The following is a 20,409-nucleotide window of genomic DNA, read 5'->3' as shown; positions in this document are numbered from 1 at the left end:
GCCCGTCAGCGCCGCGGCGCCAGCAGCGCCGGCCCCGCGTCGCCGAGCGTGCGGCAGCCGGTCAGTGCCATCGCGATCTCGAGTTCGTCGCGCAGCAGCCGCAGCAGGTGCGCCACCGCCGGCGCGCCGCCGGCGGCGAGCGCGAACACGGCCGGGCGGCCGACGAGCACGGCGCGCGCGCCGAGCGCGATCGCCTTCAGCACGTCGGTGCCGCGGCGGATGCCGCCGTCGACGAGCAGCGGCAGCGCGTCGCCGACGGCGTCGGCCATGGCCGGCAGCGCGTCGGCGGTGGCCGGCGCGGTGTCGAGCGTGCGTCCGCCGTGGTTCGAGACGACGACCGCCGCCGCGCCGGCGCGCTGCGCGTCGCGCGCGTCGTCGGGGTGCAGCACGCCCTTGAGCACCAGCGGCAGCCGCGTCTGGCCGCGCAGCCATTCGACGTCGCGCCAGGCCGGCGCGTCGAGCAGCAGGTCGTCGAACAGCGCGCTGTCGCCGTCGCCGAGGGGGCGCAGCGGGCGCGGCGACGGGCCGTGCAGATGCACCGCCGCCGCGTGCGCCGGCACGCGAAAGCCGGCGCGGCGCTCGCGGTCGCGCGGGCCCTGGACCGGCGCGTCGACGGTCAGCACCAGCGCCTCGAAGCCGGCGGCCTCGGCGCGCTGCACCAGCTCGCTTGTGAGGCCGCGGTCGCGCTGCCAGTACAGCTGGAACCACAGCGGCCCGCGCTGCGCGTCGTCGCGCACCGCGGCGGCGACATGCTCCATCGGCACGCTGGTCTGCGTGCTCAGCACGAAGCCCGTGCCCTGCGCCGCGGCCGCCATCGCGCTGGCCCGCTCGCCGTCGGGGTGCGCGAGCTTCTGGTGCGCCACCGGCGCGACCAGCAGCGGCGTCGGCCACGTGCGCCCGAGCAGTTCGACGCGGGTGTGGCCGCCGGCCAGCTCGCGCAGCACGCGCGGCATCAGCGCGATCGCGTCCCACGCGGCGCGGTTGGCGCGCAGGGTCAGTTCGTCGCCAGCGCCGCCGGCAAAGTACGACCACGCCGCGTCGTCGAGCGCGTGGCATGCGAGCACCTCGTAGTCGGTGGCGCTGACCGCCGTCGCCGCCTTCATGTTCAGGTCTGCGCCCACAGGCGCAGCAGGTTGTGGTACGTGCCGACCAGCGCGACGGCTTCGGCCGACTCGCCGTCGCGGGTGCGCAGCCGCGTCAGCGCGAGGTCCATCTCGAACAGCAGGCGGCGCTGTTCGTCGCTGCGCACCAGGCTCTCGATCCAGAAGAAGCTCGCGTAGCGCACGCCACGAGTGACGGGCTCGACGCGGTGCACGCTGGTGCCGGGGTACAGCACTGCGTCGCCGGCGGCGAGCTTGACGCGGCGCTCGCCAAAGGTGTCGTCGATCACGAGCTCGCCGCCATCGTAGTCGGCCGGGTCGGCCAGAAACACGGTGCACGACAGGTCGGTGCGGATCGCCTGCCCGGTGTCGGGGTGGTAGCGGATCGCCTGGTCGACGTGCGCGCCGTAGGTGTTCAGATCGCCGCCGTAGCGGTTGAACATCGGCGGCAGCACGCGCTTGGGCAGCGCGGCCGAGAAGAACAGTGCATGCCGCTCGACCGCGGCGAGGATCATGCGCTGCAGCGCGCGCGCCTCGTCGCTGCCCACCGGCAGCTGCTGGTTGCGCTTGACGGCCGCGGCCTGCGGGCCGGCGGTGACGCGCCCGTCGGTCCACGACGCCGCGGCGAGCACCTCCCGCGCGCGCGCGACGTCGGCCGGGGTGAGCAGCGCGGGGATCTGGATCAGCATCGCGCCGTGTTCAGAACTGCGCCGCCAGCGTCACGCTGACGGTGCGCGGCTTGCCGGGGATGTAGTGGCCACGGTAGAGCTGGTCGGCATAGTGCCGGTCGGTCACGTTGGCCACGTACAGCCGCGCCGTCAGCCCGGCCCACGCGTACTCGGCCATCAGGTCGGCCGTGACCCACGCCGGCACCTTGAACGGCGTCGCCAAGCCGACCGGCGTGTCGGCGCTGGCACCGTTGAGGCCGGCGCCGACGCGCCACTTCTGCGCGAGCCGGTAGGTCGTCCACACGGTGCCGGTGTGCTTGGGCGTCAGCCCGGGGCGGCTGCCCTCGGGTTCGGTGCCGGCCGCGCCGCTCGACGCGTCGACGCGGGCCACCGGAATCCACGCATACGACGCGAACACCTCCCACGCCGGCGTCAGCCGCCCGGCGACGTCGAACTCGACGCCGGCCGCGTGGCGCTTGCCCGACAGCACGTAGTTGCACGCGTCGACGCTGTCGGCGTCGCGGTTGCGCTCGTTGTACTTGGTCGAGTGGAACAGCGCGAAGCGCGCCGTGTAGCGGCCCTCGGCGAAGTCGAGCTTGCCGCCGAGTTCGATGTTGCGACTGCTCTCGGGGGGCGTCTTCGCGGTGCCGGCGTCGAACTGGTAGGTGTCGCCCGAGGTGTTGAACGAGGTGCCGTACGACGCGTGGTACGACTGGTACGGGCTCGGCTGGTACAGCACGCCGAAGCGCTTGCTCCACAGCGAGTCGCGGCGCTCGAGCCGCGTGCCCGCGGCCACGGCACACGGGTTGGTCGCCGGGTTGCCGGTGCCGGTGACGGCGAGGTAGTCGCCCTCGAAGCGGTCCCAGCGCAGGCCGGCGAGCACTTTCCAGTCGGGCGCGACCTGCACCAGGTCCTGCGCGTAGACACCGAGCCCGCGCGCCTCGAACGTGCGGTTGACGCTCGTGACGCGCAGCGATTCGTCGATCCATGCGCCGTCGTCGGGCGTGCCGACCGTCGTGCGCGGCTTGGTCAGCGTCACGCCGGTGGGCAAGGTCGTCGCGTAGTTGCGGAAGTCTTCCTTGGCCAGGTCGACGCCGGCGAGCAGCTCGTGCCGCAGGCCCAGCGCCTGGAACTTGCCGCTGTAGTCGCTTTGCAGGTACGCCGTCTTCAGGTCCTGCACCTTGTTGTTGGTGCCGCGCGTCAGCACGGTGCCGGGGCCGAAGGTGGCGGCCGTGACGGCCTGTCCGCCGGGCTGCAGCGATGCCGCGGCAAAGCGGATCGCGCTGGCGCGCAGGTCGCGCTCGTAGTGCGCCACGCGCAGCGTCGTCTTCAGCTCGCTGCGGTCGGCAAAGCGGTGCGTGTGGCTGAACGTGCCCATGTCGACCGTGCTCGCGCTGTAGTCGCTGGCCATGCCGTAATAGTCGTCGCCATGGTTCGGCCACAGCTTGCGCGTTGTCGCGCCGGTGAAGGGCACGAGGTAGGGCAGGCCGTAGTGGACGCCGTTGTCGTTCTCGAGGCGGTAGTAGCCGAGCGTGAACTCGTCGGCCAGCCCGATGCCCCAGCGGTAGGTCGGCGCGATGCCTTTCTTGTCGGTGCGGTCGGCGCCGTCGCCGCCGCCGTGCAGCATCGCGTTGATGCGCAGCGCGGCATCGGGGCCGGTCTTGACGTTGAAGTCGCCGGTGCTGCGCACGGTGCCGGCACTGTCGACGGTGACAGCGACTTCGTGCTCGTCGATCAGCCGCGGCAGCTTGCTGACCTGGTTGACCGCGCCGCCGGTCGAGCCGCGGCCGAACAGCATCGACGCCGAGCCGCGCAGCACCTCGATGCGGTCGAAGTTGAAGGTGTCGCGCTCGTAGAACGCCGGGTCGCGGATGCCGTCGACGAACAGATCGCCGGTGGACTGCAGCGAGAACCCGCGCAGCCGGATGTCCTCCTCGGCGCCTTCGGCGGCCTGGAAGCTGATGCCGGCGGTGTTGCGCAGCGCTTCCTTCAGCGAGTCGAGGTTGCGGTCGTCGATCAGCCGCTCGGTGACGACGGTGACCGACTGCGGGATGTCGCGCAGGTCCTGCCGGCCCTTGCCGATCGACGTGGTCGTGGCCTGCAGCGTCTGCTTGCCGGTGGGCTCGGCACTGGCCGACGCGCGCACGACGGGCATCACGGTCTCGGCGGGCGGCTCGGCTGGCGCGGCCGGGGCGGTCTGCGCGAGCGCGTGGCCGGCCAGGCCGAAACCGGCAGCCAGCGCTCCCAGCGGCAGCAGCGCGCGGGGTCGCGCCGATGCGGCGGCGGCGCGGGCGCGGCGCTGACGGGGGCAGTGGGCTCTCTTGCGGGACATGACGGGGCTCCTTGGATCGGTGTGTCGCGTGGTTCAGGGACGAGCGAGGCCTGACCACCGCGCGGCGGTGGCCTCGGCACAAAGGGTCGGCAAAGAGGAGGCGGGTACGGGATGCCGGGCGACTCAGCGGCCTTCGGGTTCGCTGACGAAGCCGATGCGCGTCAGCCCGGCGGCTGCCGCGTCGGCCAGCGTCTGCGCGACGTCGCCGTACGGCACGCGGTGGTCGGCGCGCAGCTGCAGCTCGGGCTTCGGCTCGCGCCGGCCCTCGGCGGCCAGGCGCGCGGCGGCGGCGTCGCGCGAGACCGGCTCGCCGTTCCAGAAGCGCTGGCCGGTGGCGTCGATCGCGAACTCGATGCGCTGCGGCGGCGGCTCGTTGGCGGCCGACGACGCGCGCGGCAGGTCGAGCTTGACGGCATGCGTCAGCAGCGGCGCGGTGACGATGAAGATCACCAGCAGCACCAGCATCACGTCGATCAGCGGCACCATGTTGATCTCGGCCGTCGGCTGCGCGCCGCGGCGGCCGTCAAAAGAGGCGAAGGCCATCGTCGCGCCTCCGTCAGGCCGCATGCGGCTTCAGCGCACGCACCGCGCCGGCGGCGTCGCCGCTGCCCACCCGCGCGGCGGCGCCAGGCGCCTGACCCAGCGTCAGGAAGCTGTGCAGCTCGAACGCGAACGCGTCGAGGCGAGCGGTGAGCAGCCGGTTGGCGCGCGTGAACGCGTTGTAGGCGACGACGGCGGGAATCGCGACCGCGAGCCCGAGGCCGGTCATGATCAACGCCTCGCCGACCGGACCGGCGACCTTGTCGAGCGTGCCGGCGCCGCTCGCGCCGATCGCGGCCAGCGCGTGGTACACGCCCCACACGGTGCCGAACAGGCCGACGAAGGGCGCGGTGGCGCCGATCGTGGCCAGCGTCGTCAATCCGCTCTCGAGCGCCGTCGTCTCTTCGTCGAGCACCTTGCGCATCGTGCGCGTGACGTACTCGCCCGCGGTGCCGGCGTCGGCCAGCCGTGTCGCGCCGTGGCGGGCGTGGTGGGCCTGCGCGTGCAGTGCCTGCGCGCTCAGGTGCGCGAACGGGTCGTGCGCGCCGTGCGCGTCGAGGTCGCGGCGCACGTCGTCGAGCGAACGCGCGTTCCAGAAGCGCGCGAGGAACGCGTCGCCGGCACGGCGACGCCGCCACTGCGCGAGGCCCTTCAGCGCGATCAGCGCCCACGACGCGATCGACATCAGCAGCAGCAGCACGAGCAGCGACTTGCCCACCGCGTCACTCTGCGCGACGAGGTGCGCGAAGCCGAAGTTCGCATCGACGGTGTTCATGGCATTTCCTCCGGGGTTGGTGTTCAGTTCAGGTCGTACTGCAGCGGCGCGACGACGACCCACTCGATCGGCACGCCGTCCTCGACCTGCGGCTTGAAGCGCGCGCGCTGCATCGCGTCGAGCGCCTGGCGGTCGAGCCGCTCGAAGCCCGACGAGCGGTGCAGCGCGATCTGCTGCGGCAGGCCGTCGCGGCCGACGCGCACGCGCAGCCACACGGTGCCCGCCTCGCCGAGCCGGCGCGACGCCAGCGGCACCTCGATCGGCGGCGGCACGAGGTAAGCCACCGCGCTGGCCGGCAGCACGCGCGGCGCCGGCGCCGGCGTCGGCGGGCCGGGCGGAGCGGTCGGTGCCGGAGCGGCCGCGATGACCGGTTCCGGCGCTGCCGGCTGCGGCATTGGCGGGAGCGTCTCGGGGGTGGGCAGAACGGTGAACGGGGCCACGTCGTCGGGCGCCGCCGGCGCCGCCACCATGGGAGCCGGTCGCGGCCGCGGTGGCGCGCTGCGCCGTGGCGGCGTTGGCACGGCGGCCGGTGGCGCGGGGACGGCCGCCGGCGGGGTCAGCGCGACGAAGTCGATCTGCAGCGGCGCCACGACGGGGGCCGGCGCCGGCGGGCGAGGTAGCGACGTGAGCGCCCAAAGGGCAGCCAGATGCAGGCCGGCGATCGTCAGCAGCGTGGCCCAGCGCTCGTGCGGCCGCATGTCGGCGCGCGCGCCCGCGGGTGCGGGGCGCGCCGGCACCCCGTGGTGCGGGGGCTCGACGGCGTGGGATCGCAACGCAACGGTGGACATGACTCGACGCCGCACTTGGCACAGGCTCTTGACATCGCGCAATGTAATCGCAATGCGAACGATTCGCAAGTGCATTAAAGGCCGTTCCCTGGCTGCGCCCGCGTGCGCCGAAGCGCCACGCCGAAGGCGGCGCGAACCGGACCCGCTCCGACAAAGGCAAAGGCCGCGCACGGTCCCCCGTGCGCGGCCCCGAGGCCGGGTTGTGGCGCCCTCAGCCCCCGGCAACCTCGTCGGCCGTGCGCTGCGGCAGGCGCGGCGCGGTCTTGACGCTCCACACCATCGTGATCGCCAGCACCGCGACGACGACGCCGAGCGAGACCAGCACCGGGATCTTGACGACGTCGATCAGCAGCATCTTCGTGCCGATGAAAACGAGGATCACCGCCAGTCCGTAGCTCAGCAGGTGGAACTTGGTCGCCACCGCGGCGAGCAGGAAGTACATCGCGCGCAGGCCGAGGATCGCGAAGATGTTCGACGTCAGCACGATGAACGGGTCGGTCGTGATCGCGAAGATCGCCGGGATCGAGTCGACGGCGAAGATCACGTCGGTCACGCCGACGAGCGCGACGACCATCAGCAGCGGCGTGGCGATCTTCTTGCCGTTCTCGACGGTGAAGAACTTCTCGCCGTCGAAGCCCTTGCTCACCGGCATGAAGCGCTTGAGCAGCTTGAGCGCCGGGTTGCTCTCGAGGTCGGGCTCCTGCCCCGAGGCCCACCACATCTTGATGCCGGTGATGACCAGGAACGCGCCGAACACGTAGAGGATCCAGTGGAAGTGCGCGATCAGCCACGAGCCCACGAGGATCATCACGGTGCGCAGCACGATCGCACCGATGATGCCGATCATCAGCACCCGCTTCTGGAACGCCGGCGGCACCGCGAAGTAGGTGAAGATCATCAGGAACACGAAGATGTTGTCGACCGCCAGGCTCTTCTCGATCAGATAGCCGGTCAGGAACTCCATGCTCTTCGTGTTCGCGACCTCCATGCCGTGGTCCTGGTAGACCGCCCACCAGAACAGGCCGTTGAACGCGAAGCTCAGCGCCACCCACACCAGCGACCAGTTCAGCGCCTCCTTGACGCCCACCGCGTGGGCACCCTGCTTCTTCAGCACGACGAAGTCGATGAACAGCGCGACGATGACGGAAACGACGAAGAAGGCCCAGAGCCAGGCCGGCGCGATGGAAGCCATCGACACTCCCGAGAAGTGAAGGGTTGGGGATCGCGCCGAAAGGTCTTGCTCGAGACGTGCGTCTCGTGCGGGCCCGGAAGCCGAAACAGCCTGCCGGCTGCGGCTTCGTATTGACGGGCTTCCGCGGCAGGGCGCCGTTTCGACGCGGCTGCCGGCTACTCCCCCTTCGACGGTAGGGATTGTGCCGGCGCGCATTGACCCCGCGCGATCGGGGGAATTACGGCGCCGTCGCGCGCATGACCGATGTCACCGCCCGGCACCCCGTCGCCAGGGCTACTGCCGATCGACGACGCGGTACAGGAGCCGCGCCGCCATCTCGCGCAGCGCGACGTACGACACGCGCAGCGCGTCGCCGTTGGGCACGAGGTGCGCCGCCTCGAACGCACCGCCTGCGTAGCCCATGTACCCGGTCGGCGCCGGCACGACCTGCAGGCCGGCGCGCTCGAACGCGCCGCGCGCGCGCCCCATGTGAAACGCGTGCGTGACGAGCACGACGCGCTCCACGCCGGCCGCACGCAGCAGCGCCGCCGCCTCGCGCGCGTTGCCGGCCGTCGTGCGCGCGCGCTCGTCGAACCAGCGCACGTCGACGCCGAACTCGCGCTCGAGCACGTCGCGCATCATCGCCGCCTCGCCGGGCCTGTCGTCGGCCGGCGCCGCGCCGGTGATCAGCACCGGCAGCCCGAGCGCCTTGGCCAGGTGCGCGCCGTAGCGCAGGCGCTGCAGCGTGAACACGCCCACCGTGTCGCCGCCCCACTCGACGGCGCCGCGCGCGACGCCGCCACCGAGGATCACGATCGCGCCGGCATCGCGCGCCGCGGTGCGCGGGTCGGGCGCGGCGGGGCCTTCGAGGCGCGTCATCAGCGCGAACGCGACCATCGGCAGGCTCAGCGCGAGCAGGCCGGCCAGCGCGGCGGCCGCGATCGCGCCGCCGATCGCGCCCACGACCGCGCGACGACGGCGCGCGATCCACAGACCGAGCAGCGCGAGCAGCACGAGCGACACCGGCGGCACGACGACGCCGCCGACGAGGTAAGTAAGGCTGAGCGACTCGTTCATCGGGGCCGCACGGTAACGCAAGCCTGTATGCGCAGGCTTGGAGCCGCGGGACCTGCCGCTCGCAGAGCTCGCGGCCTTCGCCCCGTCCATGCCCGCGCGGGCAGGCTTGGAGCCGCGGCTGTTGCCACTCGCAGAGCTCGTGGCCTGAATGCCGTCCAAGCCTGCGCAGGCAGGCTTGGAGCCGCGGCATTCAGTCCTCGTCCTTGGCGTGCCAGGCGGCCGTCAGCTGCTGCTGTACGGCGGGCGGCACCGGCTCGTAGTGGCTGAACGCGATCGTGTAGCGCCCCTGGCCCGAGGTCATCGCGTTCAGCCGCGACTGGTAGCCCGCCAGCTCCGACAGCGGCGCCTGCCCGCGCACGACCATCGTGCCGTTCGCGCCGCCGAGCGTGCCGCTGATCTGCCCGCGCCGCGACGACAGGTCGCCGGTGATGTCGCCCATCGCCGACTCGGGCGCCGTGATCTCGACGTGCACGACTGGCTCGAGCACGATCGGCCGCGCCTCGCGCACCGCCGCGAGCATCGCCTTGCGCGCGGCGGTGACGAATGCGATCTCCTTGCTGTCGACGCTGTGGTGCTTGCCGTCGTAGACCGTGACCCTGACGTCGACGACCGGGTAGCCCGCGATCGCGCCGCTGGCGAGCACTTCGCGCACGCCCTTCTCGACCGCGGGGATGAACTGCCCCGGAATGACGCCGCCCTTGACCTCGTCGACGAACTCGAAGCCCGCGCCGCGTGGCAGCGGCTCGACGCGCAGGTACACCTCGCCGAACTGGCCGGCGCCGCCAGTCTGCTTCTTGTGGCGGTGGTGGCCTTCGGCCTTCGCGGTGACCGTCTCGCGGTACGCGATGCGCGGCGGCTTCGTGTCGACGTCGAACCTGTAGACGTCGCGCAGCCGCTCGAGCAGCACGCGCAGGTGCAGCTCGCCGAGGCCGTAGACGACGGTCTCGTTGGTGGTCGCCACGTGCTCGACCTTCAGGCACGGGTCTTCGTCGACGAGCTTGGTCAGGATCTCCCACAGGCGCTGCTCGTCGCCGTGGCGCTTCGGCGTGATCGCCAGCCCGTGCACCGGCGTCGGGAACGCGAGCGGCTTCAGGTGGATGTGGTCGTCCTCGGCGGCATCGTGCAGCACGGCGTCGAACGCGATCTCGTCGACCTTGGCCACCGCCGCGATGTCGCCCGGCAGCGCTTCCTTCACCTCGACGTGGTCCTTGCCCTGCAGCATGAACAGGTGCCCGACCTTGAACGGCTTGCGCCCGTCGCCGACGTACAGCTGCGAGTTCGGCGTCACGGTGCCCTGCCAGACGCGGAAGATCCCCATCTTGCCGACATACGGGTCCTGCGTGACCTTGAACACATGCGCGAGCACGTGCTTGGTCGCGTCGGGCTCGGCGTGCATCGGCTGCGCGTCGGGGCCCTCGCCGTTGAGGAAGTCGGGCGGGTTGCTCTCGGCGGGATTCGGCAGCAGCTTGACGATCACGTCGAGCAGCTCGGCCACCCCCGCGCCGGTGCGCGCGCTGACGAAACAGACGGGAATCAGGTGCCCCTCGCGCAGCGCCTGCTCGAGCGGCGCGTGCAGCTCGCTCGCGTCGACGTCGCCGTCGTTGAGGTAGCGCTCGACGAACGCCGCGTCGACCTCGACGACCTGCTCGACGAGCGCGCGGTGCGCGTCGGCAACGCGGCCGAAGTCGCTGTGGCCGTCGCGGTTGTAGAAGCAGTCGACGACTTTCGCGCCGCCTTCGTCGGGCAGGTTCAGCGGCAGGCACTCCTTGCCGAACGTGGCCTGGATCTGCGCGAGCAGGCCTGGCAGGTCGACGCCCTGCGCGTCGATCTTGTTGACGACGACGAGCCGGTCGAGCTGGCGCTCGGCGGCGTGTTCCATCATCCGCACCGCTGCCGGCTCGATGCCGGCGGCGGCATTGATCACGACGGCCGCCGTCTCGACCGCCTCGAGCGCCGGCAGCGCCTGGCCGGCGAAGTCGCTCGCGCCGGGCGTGTCGATCAGGTGGATGCGGCAGCCGCCGTGGCGCAGGTGCATCACGGCGCTGTTCAGCGAGTGCTGCATCTTGCGCTCGAGCGGGTCGAAATCGCTGACGGTGCTGCCGCGCTCGACGCTGCCGGGTGTGCCGATCATGCCGGCTCGGTGCAGCAGCGCCTCGGCGAGGCTCGTCTTGCCGGCAGACGCGGGGCCGACGAGCGCGAACGTGCGGATGGCGGCGATGCTGGCGGCCGGGGTCTGTGCGGTGGGCATCGGGGGTCTCCTTGCGCCGGTGCGCCGCGGTCGCGGGCGACTTGCCGGAGGCGGCTGCGACGGCTGTGCCGAACCAGCGTACGGGATCGCCCCGGCAGGCACAAGCTCGGGCTTTGACGGGGCGCAAGCCAGCCCCGGCACGGCGACACTGGCGCGATGTTCGCCGCCGCATCCACCGCCGAGCCCGCACGCCCCGAGACCGTCGTCGCGCCGCGCCGCGTACTGCCCGCGCTCGTCGTCGCGCAGTTGCTCGGCACCGCGCCGTGGTTCGCGGTCAACGCCGTGATGCCCGAGCTGCAGCGCGAGCTCGGCTGGTCGACCGCGGCGGTCGGCACGCTGACCTCGGCGTACCAGCTCGGCTTCATCGTCGGCACGCTCGTCTTCGCGCTGCTCGCGGTGGCCGACCGCCACTCGGCGCGGCGCGTGTTCCTGCTGTGTTCGCTGGCCAGCGCCGCGTGCACCGTCGGCGCGTGGGCCGTCGTGCGCGACTTCGACGCGCTGCTCGTGCTGCGGCTGGCCAGCGGCTTCTTCCTCGCCGGCATCTACCCGGTGGGCATGAAGCTCGCGGCGCAGTGGTTTCCGCTCGGACTGGGCAATGCGCTCGGGCTGCTGATCAGCGCACTGATCGTCGGCTCGGCGAGCGCGCACGCGCTGCGCGGGCTCGGCGCCGCGCTGCCGTGGCCGAGCGTGATGCTCGGCGTCGCGGCACTGGCCGCCACGGGCGGCGTGCTGCTGTGGCGGCTGCTGCCCGAGCCGCCGGCCACGCACGCGGCGCCGGCGCGGCCCGCGCACTTCGACTGGGGCGCGCTCGCGACGCTGTGGACCGACCGCAAGGTGCGGGCGTCGGTGTTCGGCTACTTCGGCCACATGTGGGAGCTGTACACGATGTGGGTGCTGCTGCCGCTGGTGCTCGCGACGCGGCTCGACGGCGCCGCGCTGTCGTTCGCGGCGTTCGGCGTGCTCGGCGTGGCCGGCGCCCTCGGCTGTGTCGTCGGCGGGCGGCTCGCCAGGCGCATCGGCAGCGCGCCGGTCGCCGCGGCGTGGCTGGCCACCAGCGGCCTGTGCTGCCTGCTCACGCCGTGGCTGATCGACGCGCCGGCCGCGCTGTTCGCGCTGTGGCTCGCGGTCTGGGGCTTCGCCGTCACCGGCGACTCGCCGCAGTTCAGCGCGCTGACGGCCAGCAACGCGCCGCGCCACGCGATGGGCAGCGTGCTGATGCTGACCAACTGCATCGGCTTCGCGATCTCGATCGTCAGCATCGAGCTGCACGTGCGGCTCGCGTCGCACGCGCCGCTGGCCACGGTGCTGCCGTGGCTCGCGGTCGGGCCGCTGGTCGGGCTGTGGATGCTGCGCGGGCTGCGCGGTGCCGGCGCGGCCGCGCGCTGAGCGAGCGACACCTTTGGTGACGCAGTGCGACGGCAGCCCGCGCACAATGGCCCATGCCCAAAGCCGCCACCGTCTCCGCCATCGTCGCTGCCGCCGTCACGGCGGCCGCCTTCGCCCTCAACCCGTCGGCCGAGCGCCACCGCGCCGAGATCCGCGCCGTCGTCGCCGAGCGCAGCCCGCTGGCCGGCGCGCTCGGTCTCGGTGCGCTGACCGCGTTCACGTCGACCTACCATTCGCTCGGCGTCGCGTCGTACACGACGGTCGACGACCGCACCGTCTCGGTCGGTGCGTTCGGCATCGTCTACGTGCTCGAACCGCCGCGCGGCGACCACGCGCGCTGACCGGCCGGCGGCGCGGGTCTGCATTCGGACGAGGAGGTCACCATGTCTGCGCTTGCACGCCTTCCCCTCGCGATCGCCGCCGTCGCCGTGAGCGCCGTCGCTGCCGCCGCCGTCCTCGGTTGGCTGCCCGGCAGCGCGGCGCCGGCCGGTGCGCAGGCGCTCGGCCTCGGCGCGCCGCCGGCGTGCCAGTGCTCGGCGCCGGTGCCGGTCGCGAACCTGTCGATCCAGGTCGTCCACTGCCTGTGCGGCGGCACCTCGTGCGTGATCAGCCAGCACGCCGGCGGCGCGCACCAGATGCAGTGCGTCAAGTGACGGTGCGCGGCGCGCGATGCGCTGGTACGACGACCACGTCCTGCCGTACCTGATCGACTTGGCCTGCGGGCTGGCGCCGATTCGCCGGCAGCGCCTGCTCGTGATCCCGCGCGCGCGCGGCCGCGTGCTCGAGGTCGGCATCGGCACCGGACTGAACGTGCCGCTGTACGACCGCACGCGCGTCACCTCGGTGGTCGGCGTCGAGCCGGCGCTGCGCATGCACCGGCTTGCGCGGCGGCGCATCGCCGCCGCCGGGCTCGACGTGCAGCTGATGGGACTGTCGGCGGAGCGGCTGCCGGCGCCCGACGCGAGCTTCGACACCGTCGTCAGCACCTACACGCTGTGCACGATCCCCGACCCGCTCGCGGCACTGCGCGAGATGCGCCGCGTGCTCGCCCCCGGCGGGCGGCTGCTGTTCGCCGAGCACGGACGCGCGCCCGACGCGCGCGTGTGGCGCTTCCAGCAGCGGCTCACGCCGCTGTGGCGCTGCGTGGCCGGCGGCTGCCACCTCGACCGCGACATCCCGGCGCTGCTGCGCGATGCGGGCTTTCGTACCGACGTGCAGTCGCGCTACCTGCCGGGGCCGAAGTTCGTCTCGTATCACTACTGGGGCGAGGCGGTGGCCGACGCGTGAACCGGCGGCGTGAACGCACCGGCGCGCCGCAGCGCCCGGCGCCGGGAGCGCCTGCAGCGCGCGCGGCGGCGCGCGAGAATCCGCGCCCCATGTCGACGCCCACCGCCGCACCGCCCGCCTGCCTCGTCACCGCGCTGGCCAACGGCGTGCGCGTGGCCGTGCTGCCGCTGCCGCACCTGGCCACCGCGTGCGCGAGCGTGTTCGTGCGTAGCGGCAGCGCGCACGAGCCGCGCGCGCTGGCCGGCATCGGCCACGTGATCGAGCACATGGCGTTCAAGGGCACGACGACGCGCGACGCGCAGCGCATCAACCTCGACGCCGAGCGGCTCGGCGCCGAGGTGCTCGCGCACACCGACAAGGACCACACGGCGTTCCAGATGCGCGGGCTGGCCGAGCACGCGCTCGACTTCGTGCGCATGCTCGGCGACATCGTGCGCCACCCGACTTTCCCGGCCGACGAGCTCGAGCGCGAGCGCCAGGTGCTGCTGCACGAGTTCGCCGAGGTCGAGGACGACCCGATGGACGCCGCCTACCGGCTGTTCGACCACGCCTGCTTCGGGCTGCACCCGGCCGCGCAGCCGGTGATCGGAACGCGCGCGCACGTCGAGCGGCTCACGCGCGCCGACCTGCTCGGCTTCGTGCGGCGCCAGTACACCGGTGCCAACGTCGTCGTCGGCGTGGCCGGCGCGGTCGACGCCGACGCCGTCGTGCGCGCCGTCGACGCTGCGTTCAGCGACATGCCCGCCGGCACGCCGCACACCGTCGCGCCGCCCGCGTACCGCGGCGACGTGCGCGCGAAGGCGCTCGCGGGGAGCGGGCAGGCGCACGTGCTGATCGGCGGCGCGCTGCCGCCACTGGCCGCCGGCGACGACGCCGGCACGGTGGCCGCCGCGGTGCTCGGCGAGGGCATGAGCTCGCCGCTGCTGCAGCGCGTGCGCGAGCAGCGTCCGCTGGCCTACCACGCGACCTGCGCCGCCGACGTGCTCGACGTCAGCGGCCAGTTCGTCGTCGAGGCCTCGACCTCGGCGGCGCTGCTCGACGACTTCGTGCACGAGGTCGCCGCGCTGCTGCGCCGCCACGCCGAGCGCGTCGACGCCATCGACCTCGACCGCGCGCGCCACCAGCTGCGCGTCAAGCGGCTGCGCGCGCTCGAGGCGCCGCTGCAGCGGCTCGAGGAGGCGGCGCTGGACCTGTTCGCGTTCGGCCGCGTGCGCGAGCTCGACGAGGTGCTCGCGCGCATCGATGCCGTCGACGCCGCGCAGGTGCGCGCGACGTTCGAGCGGCTGCTCGCCGACGGGCTGTCGGCGGTGGCGGTGGGCAGCGTCGGCCGCGCCGCCGGCGAGCGGCTGCGGCGTGCGCTCGCCCGATGACGGCGGCCGCCCCCCGCGACCCGCGCGACGAGGACGCCGCGCTGCGCGCGGCGCTGATCGTGATCGCCGCCGGCGTGGCCGGCGCGTTGCACGTGGGCAAGCTGCCGCCGGCGATCGCCGCGCTGCAGCAGGCGCTCGGGCTGACGCTGGTGCAGGCGGGCTTCCTGCTGTCGCTCGTGCAGTTCGCCGGCATGGCGCTCGGCGTCGCGTTCGGCGTGCTCGCCGACGGGCTGGGCCTGAAGCGCAGCATGGTGCTGGGGCTCGCGGTGCTCGCGCTGGCGAGCGCCGCGGGCGGCGCGGCCGACGGCGTCGCCGCACTGATGACGCTGCGCGCGATCGAGGGCTTCGGCTTCCTGCTCGTCGCGCTGCCGGCACCGGGGCTGATCCGCCAGCTGGTGCCGCCGCAGCGCGTGAGCCTGATGCTCGGGCTGTGGGGCGCGTACATGCCGCTGGCCACCGCGCTGGCGCTGCTCGCCGGCCCGCTGGCGATCGCCGCGTTCGGCTGGCGGCCGTGGTGGGGGCTGCTGGCCGCGGTGTCGGCGCTGGCCGCCGTCGTCGTCGCCCGGGCGGTGCCGGTGCCGCCGGCCGGGGCCGGCGGCACCGCGCGCGCCGGCACGACCGCGTGGACCGCGCGCCTCGCGCACACGCTGGGCGCGCGCGGGCCGTGGCTGGTGGCGCTCGCGTTCGCGATGTATTCGGGCCAGTGGCTGGCCGTGATCGGCTTCCTGCCGACGATCTACACCGCCGCCGGCGTCGCAGCCGGCGCGACCGGCCTGCTGACCGCGCTGGCGGCCGGCGTCAACACGCTGGGCAACGTCGCCGCCGGCCGGCTGCTGCACCGCGGCGCGCCGCAGCCGCTGCTGCTGGCGGCCGGCTATGTCGCGATGGCGCTCGCGGCGGCGCTGGCCTTCGCCGGGCCGGCCGACGGCGGCGCGCCGCCGTGGCTGCGCTACGTGGCGGTGCTCGCGTTCTCGATGCTCGGCGGCATGATCCCGGCGACGCTGTTCTCGCTCGCGGTGCGGCTGGCGCCGGGCGAGCACACGCTGTCGACGACGGTGGGCTGGGTGCAGCAGTGGTCGTCGTTCGGCCAGTTCGCCGGCCCGCCGCTGGTGGCGTGGGTGGCCAGCCGCGCCGACGGCTGGCACTGGACCTGGGCCGTCACCGGCGCGTGCTCGCTCGCCGGGCTGGCGCTGGTGGCGGCATTGCGGCGCGAGATCGCCACCGCGCCGACGCGCTGAGCGCGGCGACGGCGCGCTTGGCTACCATCCGCGCCGCACGACGACGACGCGACAACGACGTGAGGGTGGGGTGAAGACGATCGAACTGTTCCTGGAGCGCACGATCCTGGCCGGGCGCTGGCTGCTCGTCATCTTCTACATCGGACTGGGCGTGGCACTGGCGATCTACGCGGTGTCGTTCATCGCCAAGCTCGGCAAGGTGGCGGCCAACGCGCTCGTCTACAGCGACGCCGACATGATCCTCGCGATGCTGGCGCTGATCGACTCGGCGCTGGTGGCCAGCCTGATCGTGATGGTGATGATCGCCAGCTACGAGAACTTCGTCAGCCGCTTCGACGAAGGCGAGAGCGACATCGCGTGGCTCGGCAAGCTCAACGCCGGCAGCCTGAAGATCAAGGTCGCGTCGTCGATCGTCGCGATCTCGTCGATCCAGCTGCTGCAGGTCTTCCTCAACGCCGCGCAGTACGACGACACGAAGATGATGTGGATGACGATCATCCACGTGACCTTCGTCGTCTCGGCGCTGCTGCTGGGCTACCTCGAGCAGGTGATGGCCAAGCTCAAGTGAGGCCGCGCACCGTACCGCGGCCCCTCAGCGCCCGGTCGGCAGCGCGATGCCCGACGACGGCGACTCGTGCTTCTTGGCCGAGCTCAGCGGCTCGCCCGACGGCGGCCCGAAGATCTCGCCGAGGTTACCGAACAGCGGCTTGCGTGCGGCCGGCGCAGGTGCCGCCGCGGGCGCCGCCGACGGCGCCGTCGCGGCCCGCGTCGTCGAGCCGGCGGGCACCGCCACCGGCGTGCCCCAGCCCGACGTGGGCACAGCGGCATTGCCCGCTGCGCCGGATGCGCCAGCCGCCGGCGCGGCCGGCGCGGGGGCTGCCGCCGCGGCCGGCTCGGACTTGCGACCGAAGTCGAACAGCGTGATGCCGCCGGTGCCGTGGATCACGTCGGAGCGCGCGTCGTTGAGGGAGCGCGGACGCTCCTGCGCCACGGCCACGCCGGCCGTGGCCAGCGCGAGGCCCGCAACGAGGAGGAGGGACGACGACTTCATGATGGACGTGCTCGCGGTGGGGTGGGAGGAAGCCATACCGGCGACGTCGGATCGGCCGGTGATGCCGGGGCCTCGATGGCAGCACGCCGTCGGGCGCGCGCCGATTATCCGCCCCGGGGGTCAGCGCCGGGTTGGAGGCCCGAACCGCACCCGGGTTCCGCCCGCCGCCGAGGCGCCGGTGGCGGGGCCATAAACCGGCCCTTTGTGCCGGCAATTCGACATCTCACCGTCACACGCGCTGCGCACAATGCGGGCATCGATGGCGACAACCGGCCGCAACACTGGGCGGACCCCGGAACCCGTACCCGGCGCCTGAGATCCCGTCGCGACCTGCGGGTCGTGTCCGGTCGCAGCAAGGGCCACGCGAGTGGCCCTTGGCGTTTGAGGCGATGGACCTGCCGCATTCGAGCCGTCGCAGGCCCGATCGGAAGCGGTCACCCGGGCCGAGACTGGGGGCACGGACCGGGCGACGCCGCGATCCGGCGCGCCTGCATCGCGGCCCCCGCCAGGGGCGCCAACCCGGCCCGCACCTCGAGCCCGCTGTGCGTGCGATCAACCGATCGTGAGCTTCGGCAGCCAGGTCGACAGCGCCGGCACCGCGGCGATCAGCACCAGGCAGGCCAGCACGGCAGCCAGGAAGGGGGCGGTCGCCCTGAACAGCGGGCCCATGCGGATGTCGGCCGCGACCATCGCGATGTACAGGCCCGGGCCCACCGGTGGCGTCACGAGGCCGATCACGGTGGCCACCGTGCAGACGACGCCGAAGTGGATCGGGTCGATGCCCAGCCCCGTGACCACCGGCATCAGCAGCGGCACGACGACGATCAGCACGCTGATGCTCTCGAGGAACATGCCCAGCACCAGCAGCACCGCGATGACGAGCAGCAGGAACGCGGTCGGCGACGTCGTCAGCCCCGACATGAACTCGACCAGCCGGTCGGGCACGCCCTGGAACGCGAGCGCCCAGCTCAGCACCGAGGCCGCCGCGATCAGCCCGGTGATCGTCGCCGTGCTCAGCGCCACCGCGAGGAAGATCGGCCCGAGGTCGCGCAGCCGCAGCTCGCGGTACAGGAAGCCGAGCACGAGCGCGATGATCGACGCGACCGCGCCCGACTCGGTCGGCGTCATCACGCCGGCCATGATGCCGACGATGACCACCAGCGGAATCAGCGCCGGCGCGAGGCCCCCGACGAGGATGCGGCCCTTGCTGCCCAGCTCGCGGCCGACGCCCGACGGCAGCCCCCTGACGACGCCGATGACGAAGATCACCAGCGCGAGCGCGACCACGATCAGCAGCCCCGGCACGATGCCGGCGATGAACAGCGGCGCGATCGGCTGCACCGCGACGACGCCGTAGATGATCATCAGCATCGACGGCGGGATGATGGGCCCGAGCAGCCCGGCCGACACGGTGACGGCGCCCGAGAACGCGCGGTCGTAGCCCTTGCGCTCCATCTCGGGGATCATGACCTTGCTCATCACGCCGATCTGCGCGACCGCCGAGCCGAGGATCGACGCGGCCATCGCGTTGGTCACGAGGTTGGCGTAGGCCAGACCTCCCTTGAGGCCGCCGACCAGCACCTCGGCGACGGCGACGAGCCGCTGCGTCAGCCCGGCGCGATTCATGATCTCGCCGACCAGCATGAACAGCGGAATCGCGAGCAGGCTGTTGATCTCGAGCGCGCCGTAGAGCTGGATCGGGATCGAGTCGTAAAGCGCCGCCAGGTCGTTCGTCGCGAGGAAGACGATCGCGCCGGCGAGGATGACGCCGAAGATCGGCAGGCCCGCGAACAGCAGGCCGAAGAACACCGCCAGCGTGATCATCCCGTCGCTCCACCGGGCCGTCGCAGCCCACCGAGGTGACGCACGATCGCCGCGACCTGGTGCCACGCCATGCAGGCGAGCCCGACGGGCAGCACCGCATACGTGGTCCAGCGCGGCAGCTGCGTCGTGGCCGAGAGTTCGAGCCGCACGTCGGGCCGCGAGATCCAGCCCCACGCGAGCCCGGCGACGAAGACGACGACGGCCAGCATCACGGCGCCGAGCGCGGCCATCAGCGCGTGGCGCGCGCGCGGCGACAGCGCACGCGGCACGAAGTCGATGCTCACGAGGTCACCGCGGCGTGTCAGCAGCGACAGCCCGAACACGCTGGCGAACACGAGCAGCTGCACCGAGATCTCCTCGGCCCAGAACAGCGGCGCGCCGAAGAAGTAGCGCAGCACGACCTGCGCCATCATGATCGCCGTGATGCCGCCGGTCAGCAGCACCACGAGGACCTGCTCGAGCAGGGCCAGTGCGGCGTCGAGGCGCTCGACGAGCGTCGGGGCGGACATCGGCGTCTCCTGCGATGGCAGCGCCGCGACGCGGGCTCAGAGCCCCTGCGCCTGCTTGTAGAAGTCGGCGATCAGCGGGTTCTTCGCGACGTACTTGTCGCGCACCGGCGCCGCCGCCGCCTGGAAGGCCTTGAGGTCGAACGTGACGACCTTCGTGCCGTCGGCCTGCGCCTTCTTCAGGTTGCTCGCCTCGGCGTCGATGGCCGCCTGCACGCCCCACTTCTCGGCGTCGGCGACGACTTTGCGGATCTGCCCGCGCTCGGCGTCGGTGCGCGCGTCCCACCACTTCTTCGACACCGCGATGACACCCGGGAACGCCATGTGGTTGGTCAGCGTCAGGTTGGGCGCTTGCTGGTAGAACTTCAGGCCGACGAGGGCGTCGAGGTCGATGTCGACGGCGTCGAGCAGCTTGGTCGTCAGCGACGGCGCGACTTCCGACAGCGGCATCGCCGTCGGCGCAGCCCCGTTGGCCAGCCACCAGTCGTTGTAGACCGGGCTCGGGAACGCGCGGATCTTCTTGCCGGCGAGGTCTTTCGGCGTCGTCACGGGGTTGAGCGACAGCACGTGCCGCATGCCGGCGAACGTGTAGCCCAGGCCGACGAGGCCGCTCGCGTCGAGGCGCTTGAGCATTTCGCGCGCGGCCGGCGTGTCGGCGGCGCGCGCGGCGTGCGCGACGTCCTTGAACACGTAGGGCAGCGACCAGCCGAGCAGCGATTCCTCGCGGTTGGCCAGCCCGCCGACCGTGAAGACCGCGAACTGCACCGCGCCGGCCTGCATCAGGTTGACGACCTGCGCTTCGTTGCCGAGCTTCTGCAGCGGGCTGATGGCGATCTTCATCTTGCCGCCGCTGGCCTGCTCGAGGTCGGTGGCGATCTTCTCCGACACCTGGTGCCAGACGTGCGTCGGCGGCGTGATGTGCGCGAGCTTGAGCGCCTGCGCCTGCGCGGCCAGCGCGGCGGTGAGGGCGATCGCGGCGATGGTGGCCGCGGCGAGGCCGGGCAGCGTTTTGAGGACGGGGTTCATCGCAGTCTCCTGGGTGAGGTTC

General features: G+C 72.8%; 20 protein-coding genes. 7 read left to right on the top strand and 13 right to left on the bottom strand.

The window, feature by feature from the left end; translation table 11 throughout:
• Window positions 1-5 precede the first annotated feature (5 nt).
• From MOJ79_RS00675 to fusA, 9 genes are all read right to left on the bottom strand, one after another.
• Window positions 6-1,103: an alpha-hydroxy acid oxidase gene (locus tag MOJ79_RS00675; protein ID WP_241922534.1), complete on the bottom strand. Its 1,098-nt coding sequence runs from the start codon at window positions 1,101-1,103 to the stop codon at window positions 6-8.
• A gap of 2 nt (window positions 1,104-1,105) precedes the next feature.
• Window positions 1,106-1,789 carry a Fe2+-dependent dioxygenase gene (locus MOJ79_RS00670; protein ID WP_241922416.1) on the bottom strand — a complete coding sequence of 228 codons (684 nt, stop codon included), beginning with the start codon at window positions 1,787-1,789 and terminating at the stop codon, window positions 1,106-1,108.
• Window positions 1,790-1,799: 10 nt separating this feature from the next.
• Window positions 1,800-4,100, bottom strand: coding sequence for a TonB-dependent receptor (locus MOJ79_RS00665; RefSeq protein WP_241922415.1), 2,301 nt, complete (start codon window positions 4,098-4,100; stop codon window positions 1,800-1,802).
• A 123-nt stretch (window positions 4,101-4,223) separates the two neighbouring features.
• Window positions 4,224-4,643 (bottom strand): ExbD/TolR family protein, encoded by a 420-nt coding sequence (locus MOJ79_RS00660; protein ID WP_241922414.1) that lies wholly within the window; start codon window positions 4,641-4,643, stop codon window positions 4,224-4,226.
• Between the two features lie 13 nt (window positions 4,644-4,656).
• Window positions 4,657-5,415: a MotA/TolQ/ExbB proton channel family protein gene (locus MOJ79_RS00655; protein WP_241922413.1), complete on the bottom strand. Its 759-nt coding sequence runs from the start codon at window positions 5,413-5,415 to the stop codon at window positions 4,657-4,659.
• A gap of 23 nt (window positions 5,416-5,438) precedes the next feature.
• Complete coding sequence (locus MOJ79_RS00650; protein WP_241922412.1) at window positions 5,439-5,717, bottom strand: energy transducer TonB; 279 nt, start codon at window positions 5,715-5,717, stop codon at window positions 5,439-5,441.
• Between the two features lie 697 nt (window positions 5,718-6,414).
• Window positions 6,415-7,395 carry a TerC family protein gene (locus MOJ79_RS00645; RefSeq protein WP_241922411.1) on the bottom strand — a complete coding sequence of 327 codons (981 nt, stop codon included), beginning with the start codon at window positions 7,393-7,395 and terminating at the stop codon, window positions 6,415-6,417.
• A 273-nt stretch (window positions 7,396-7,668) separates the two neighbouring features.
• Window positions 7,669-8,451, bottom strand: coding sequence for a YdcF family protein (locus MOJ79_RS00640; RefSeq protein WP_241922410.1), 783 nt, complete (start codon window positions 8,449-8,451; stop codon window positions 7,669-7,671).
• Between the two features lie 190 nt (window positions 8,452-8,641).
• Window positions 8,642-10,699 carry an elongation factor G gene (fusA, locus tag MOJ79_RS00635; RefSeq protein ID WP_241922409.1) on the bottom strand — a complete coding sequence of 686 codons (2,058 nt, stop codon included), beginning with the start codon at window positions 10,697-10,699 and terminating at the stop codon, window positions 8,642-8,644.
• 156 nt (window positions 10,700-10,855) lie between these two features.
• Between fusA and MOJ79_RS00630 the strand changes: the two genes are divergently transcribed.
• The 7 genes from MOJ79_RS00630 (at window position 10,856) to MOJ79_RS00600 (ending at window position 16,548) form a co-directional block, all read left to right on the top strand.
• Entirely contained in the window at window positions 10,856-12,085 is a 1,230-nt protein-coding gene (locus MOJ79_RS00630) for an MFS transporter (protein ID WP_241922408.1), read from the top strand.
• A gap of 53 nt (window positions 12,086-12,138) precedes the next feature.
• Window positions 12,139-12,426, top strand: coding sequence for a hypothetical protein (locus tag MOJ79_RS00625; protein WP_241922407.1), 288 nt, complete (start codon window positions 12,139-12,141; stop codon window positions 12,424-12,426).
• Between the two features lie 42 nt (window positions 12,427-12,468).
• On the top strand, window positions 12,469-12,738 hold the full coding sequence (locus tag MOJ79_RS00620) for a hypothetical protein (RefSeq protein ID WP_241922406.1): 270 nt from the start codon (window positions 12,469-12,471) through the stop codon (window positions 12,736-12,738).
• A gap of 16 nt (window positions 12,739-12,754) precedes the next feature.
• Window positions 12,755-13,372 (top strand): class I SAM-dependent methyltransferase, encoded by a 618-nt coding sequence (locus MOJ79_RS00615; protein WP_241922405.1) that lies wholly within the window; start codon window positions 12,755-12,757, stop codon window positions 13,370-13,372.
• A gap of 89 nt (window positions 13,373-13,461) precedes the next feature.
• A complete protein-coding gene (locus MOJ79_RS00610; protein WP_241922404.1) occupies window positions 13,462-14,742 on the top strand; it encodes a M16 family metallopeptidase in 1,281 nt (426 codons plus the stop codon).
• Window positions 14,739-15,980 carry an MFS transporter gene (locus MOJ79_RS00605; protein WP_241922403.1) on the top strand — a complete coding sequence of 414 codons (1,242 nt, stop codon included), beginning with the start codon at window positions 14,739-14,741 and terminating at the stop codon, window positions 15,978-15,980. The genes MOJ79_RS00610 and MOJ79_RS00605 overlap by 4 nt, the downstream gene beginning before the upstream one ends.
• A 70-nt stretch (window positions 15,981-16,050) precedes the next feature.
• A complete protein-coding gene (locus MOJ79_RS00600; protein ID WP_119290296.1) occupies window positions 16,051-16,548 on the top strand; it encodes a TIGR00645 family protein in 498 nt (165 codons plus the stop codon).
• A 24-nt stretch (window positions 16,549-16,572) separates the two neighbouring features.
• Here MOJ79_RS00600 and MOJ79_RS00595 read toward each other — a convergent pair whose 3' ends face one another.
• The 4 genes from MOJ79_RS00595 to MOJ79_RS00580 form a co-directional block, all read right to left on the bottom strand.
• Window positions 16,573-17,031, bottom strand: a complete 459-nt coding sequence (locus MOJ79_RS00595) for a hypothetical protein (RefSeq protein ID WP_241922402.1) — start codon at window positions 17,029-17,031, stop codon at window positions 16,573-16,575.
• 552 nt (window positions 17,032-17,583) lie between these two features.
• A complete protein-coding gene (locus MOJ79_RS00590) occupies window positions 17,584-18,855 on the bottom strand; it encodes a TRAP transporter large permease (RefSeq protein WP_241922401.1) in 1,272 nt (423 codons plus the stop codon).
• Entirely contained in the window at window positions 18,852-19,364 is a 513-nt protein-coding gene (locus MOJ79_RS00585) for a TRAP transporter small permease (protein WP_241922400.1), read from the bottom strand. The genes MOJ79_RS00590 and MOJ79_RS00585 overlap by 4 nt, the downstream gene beginning before the upstream one ends.
• A gap of 36 nt (window positions 19,365-19,400) precedes the next feature.
• Window positions 19,401-20,387: a TRAP transporter substrate-binding protein gene (locus tag MOJ79_RS00580; protein ID WP_241922399.1), complete on the bottom strand. Its 987-nt coding sequence runs from the start codon at window positions 20,385-20,387 to the stop codon at window positions 19,401-19,403.
• Window positions 20,388-20,409 lie beyond the last annotated feature (22 nt).

This window comes from Calidifontimicrobium sp. SYSU G02091 (genome assembly GCF_022631395.1).
GTDB classification, from domain to species: Bacteria; Pseudomonadota; Gammaproteobacteria; order Burkholderiales; family Burkholderiaceae_C; genus Calidifontimicrobium; species Calidifontimicrobium sediminis.
This window is presented reverse-complemented; position numbering and strand designations above follow the sequence as displayed.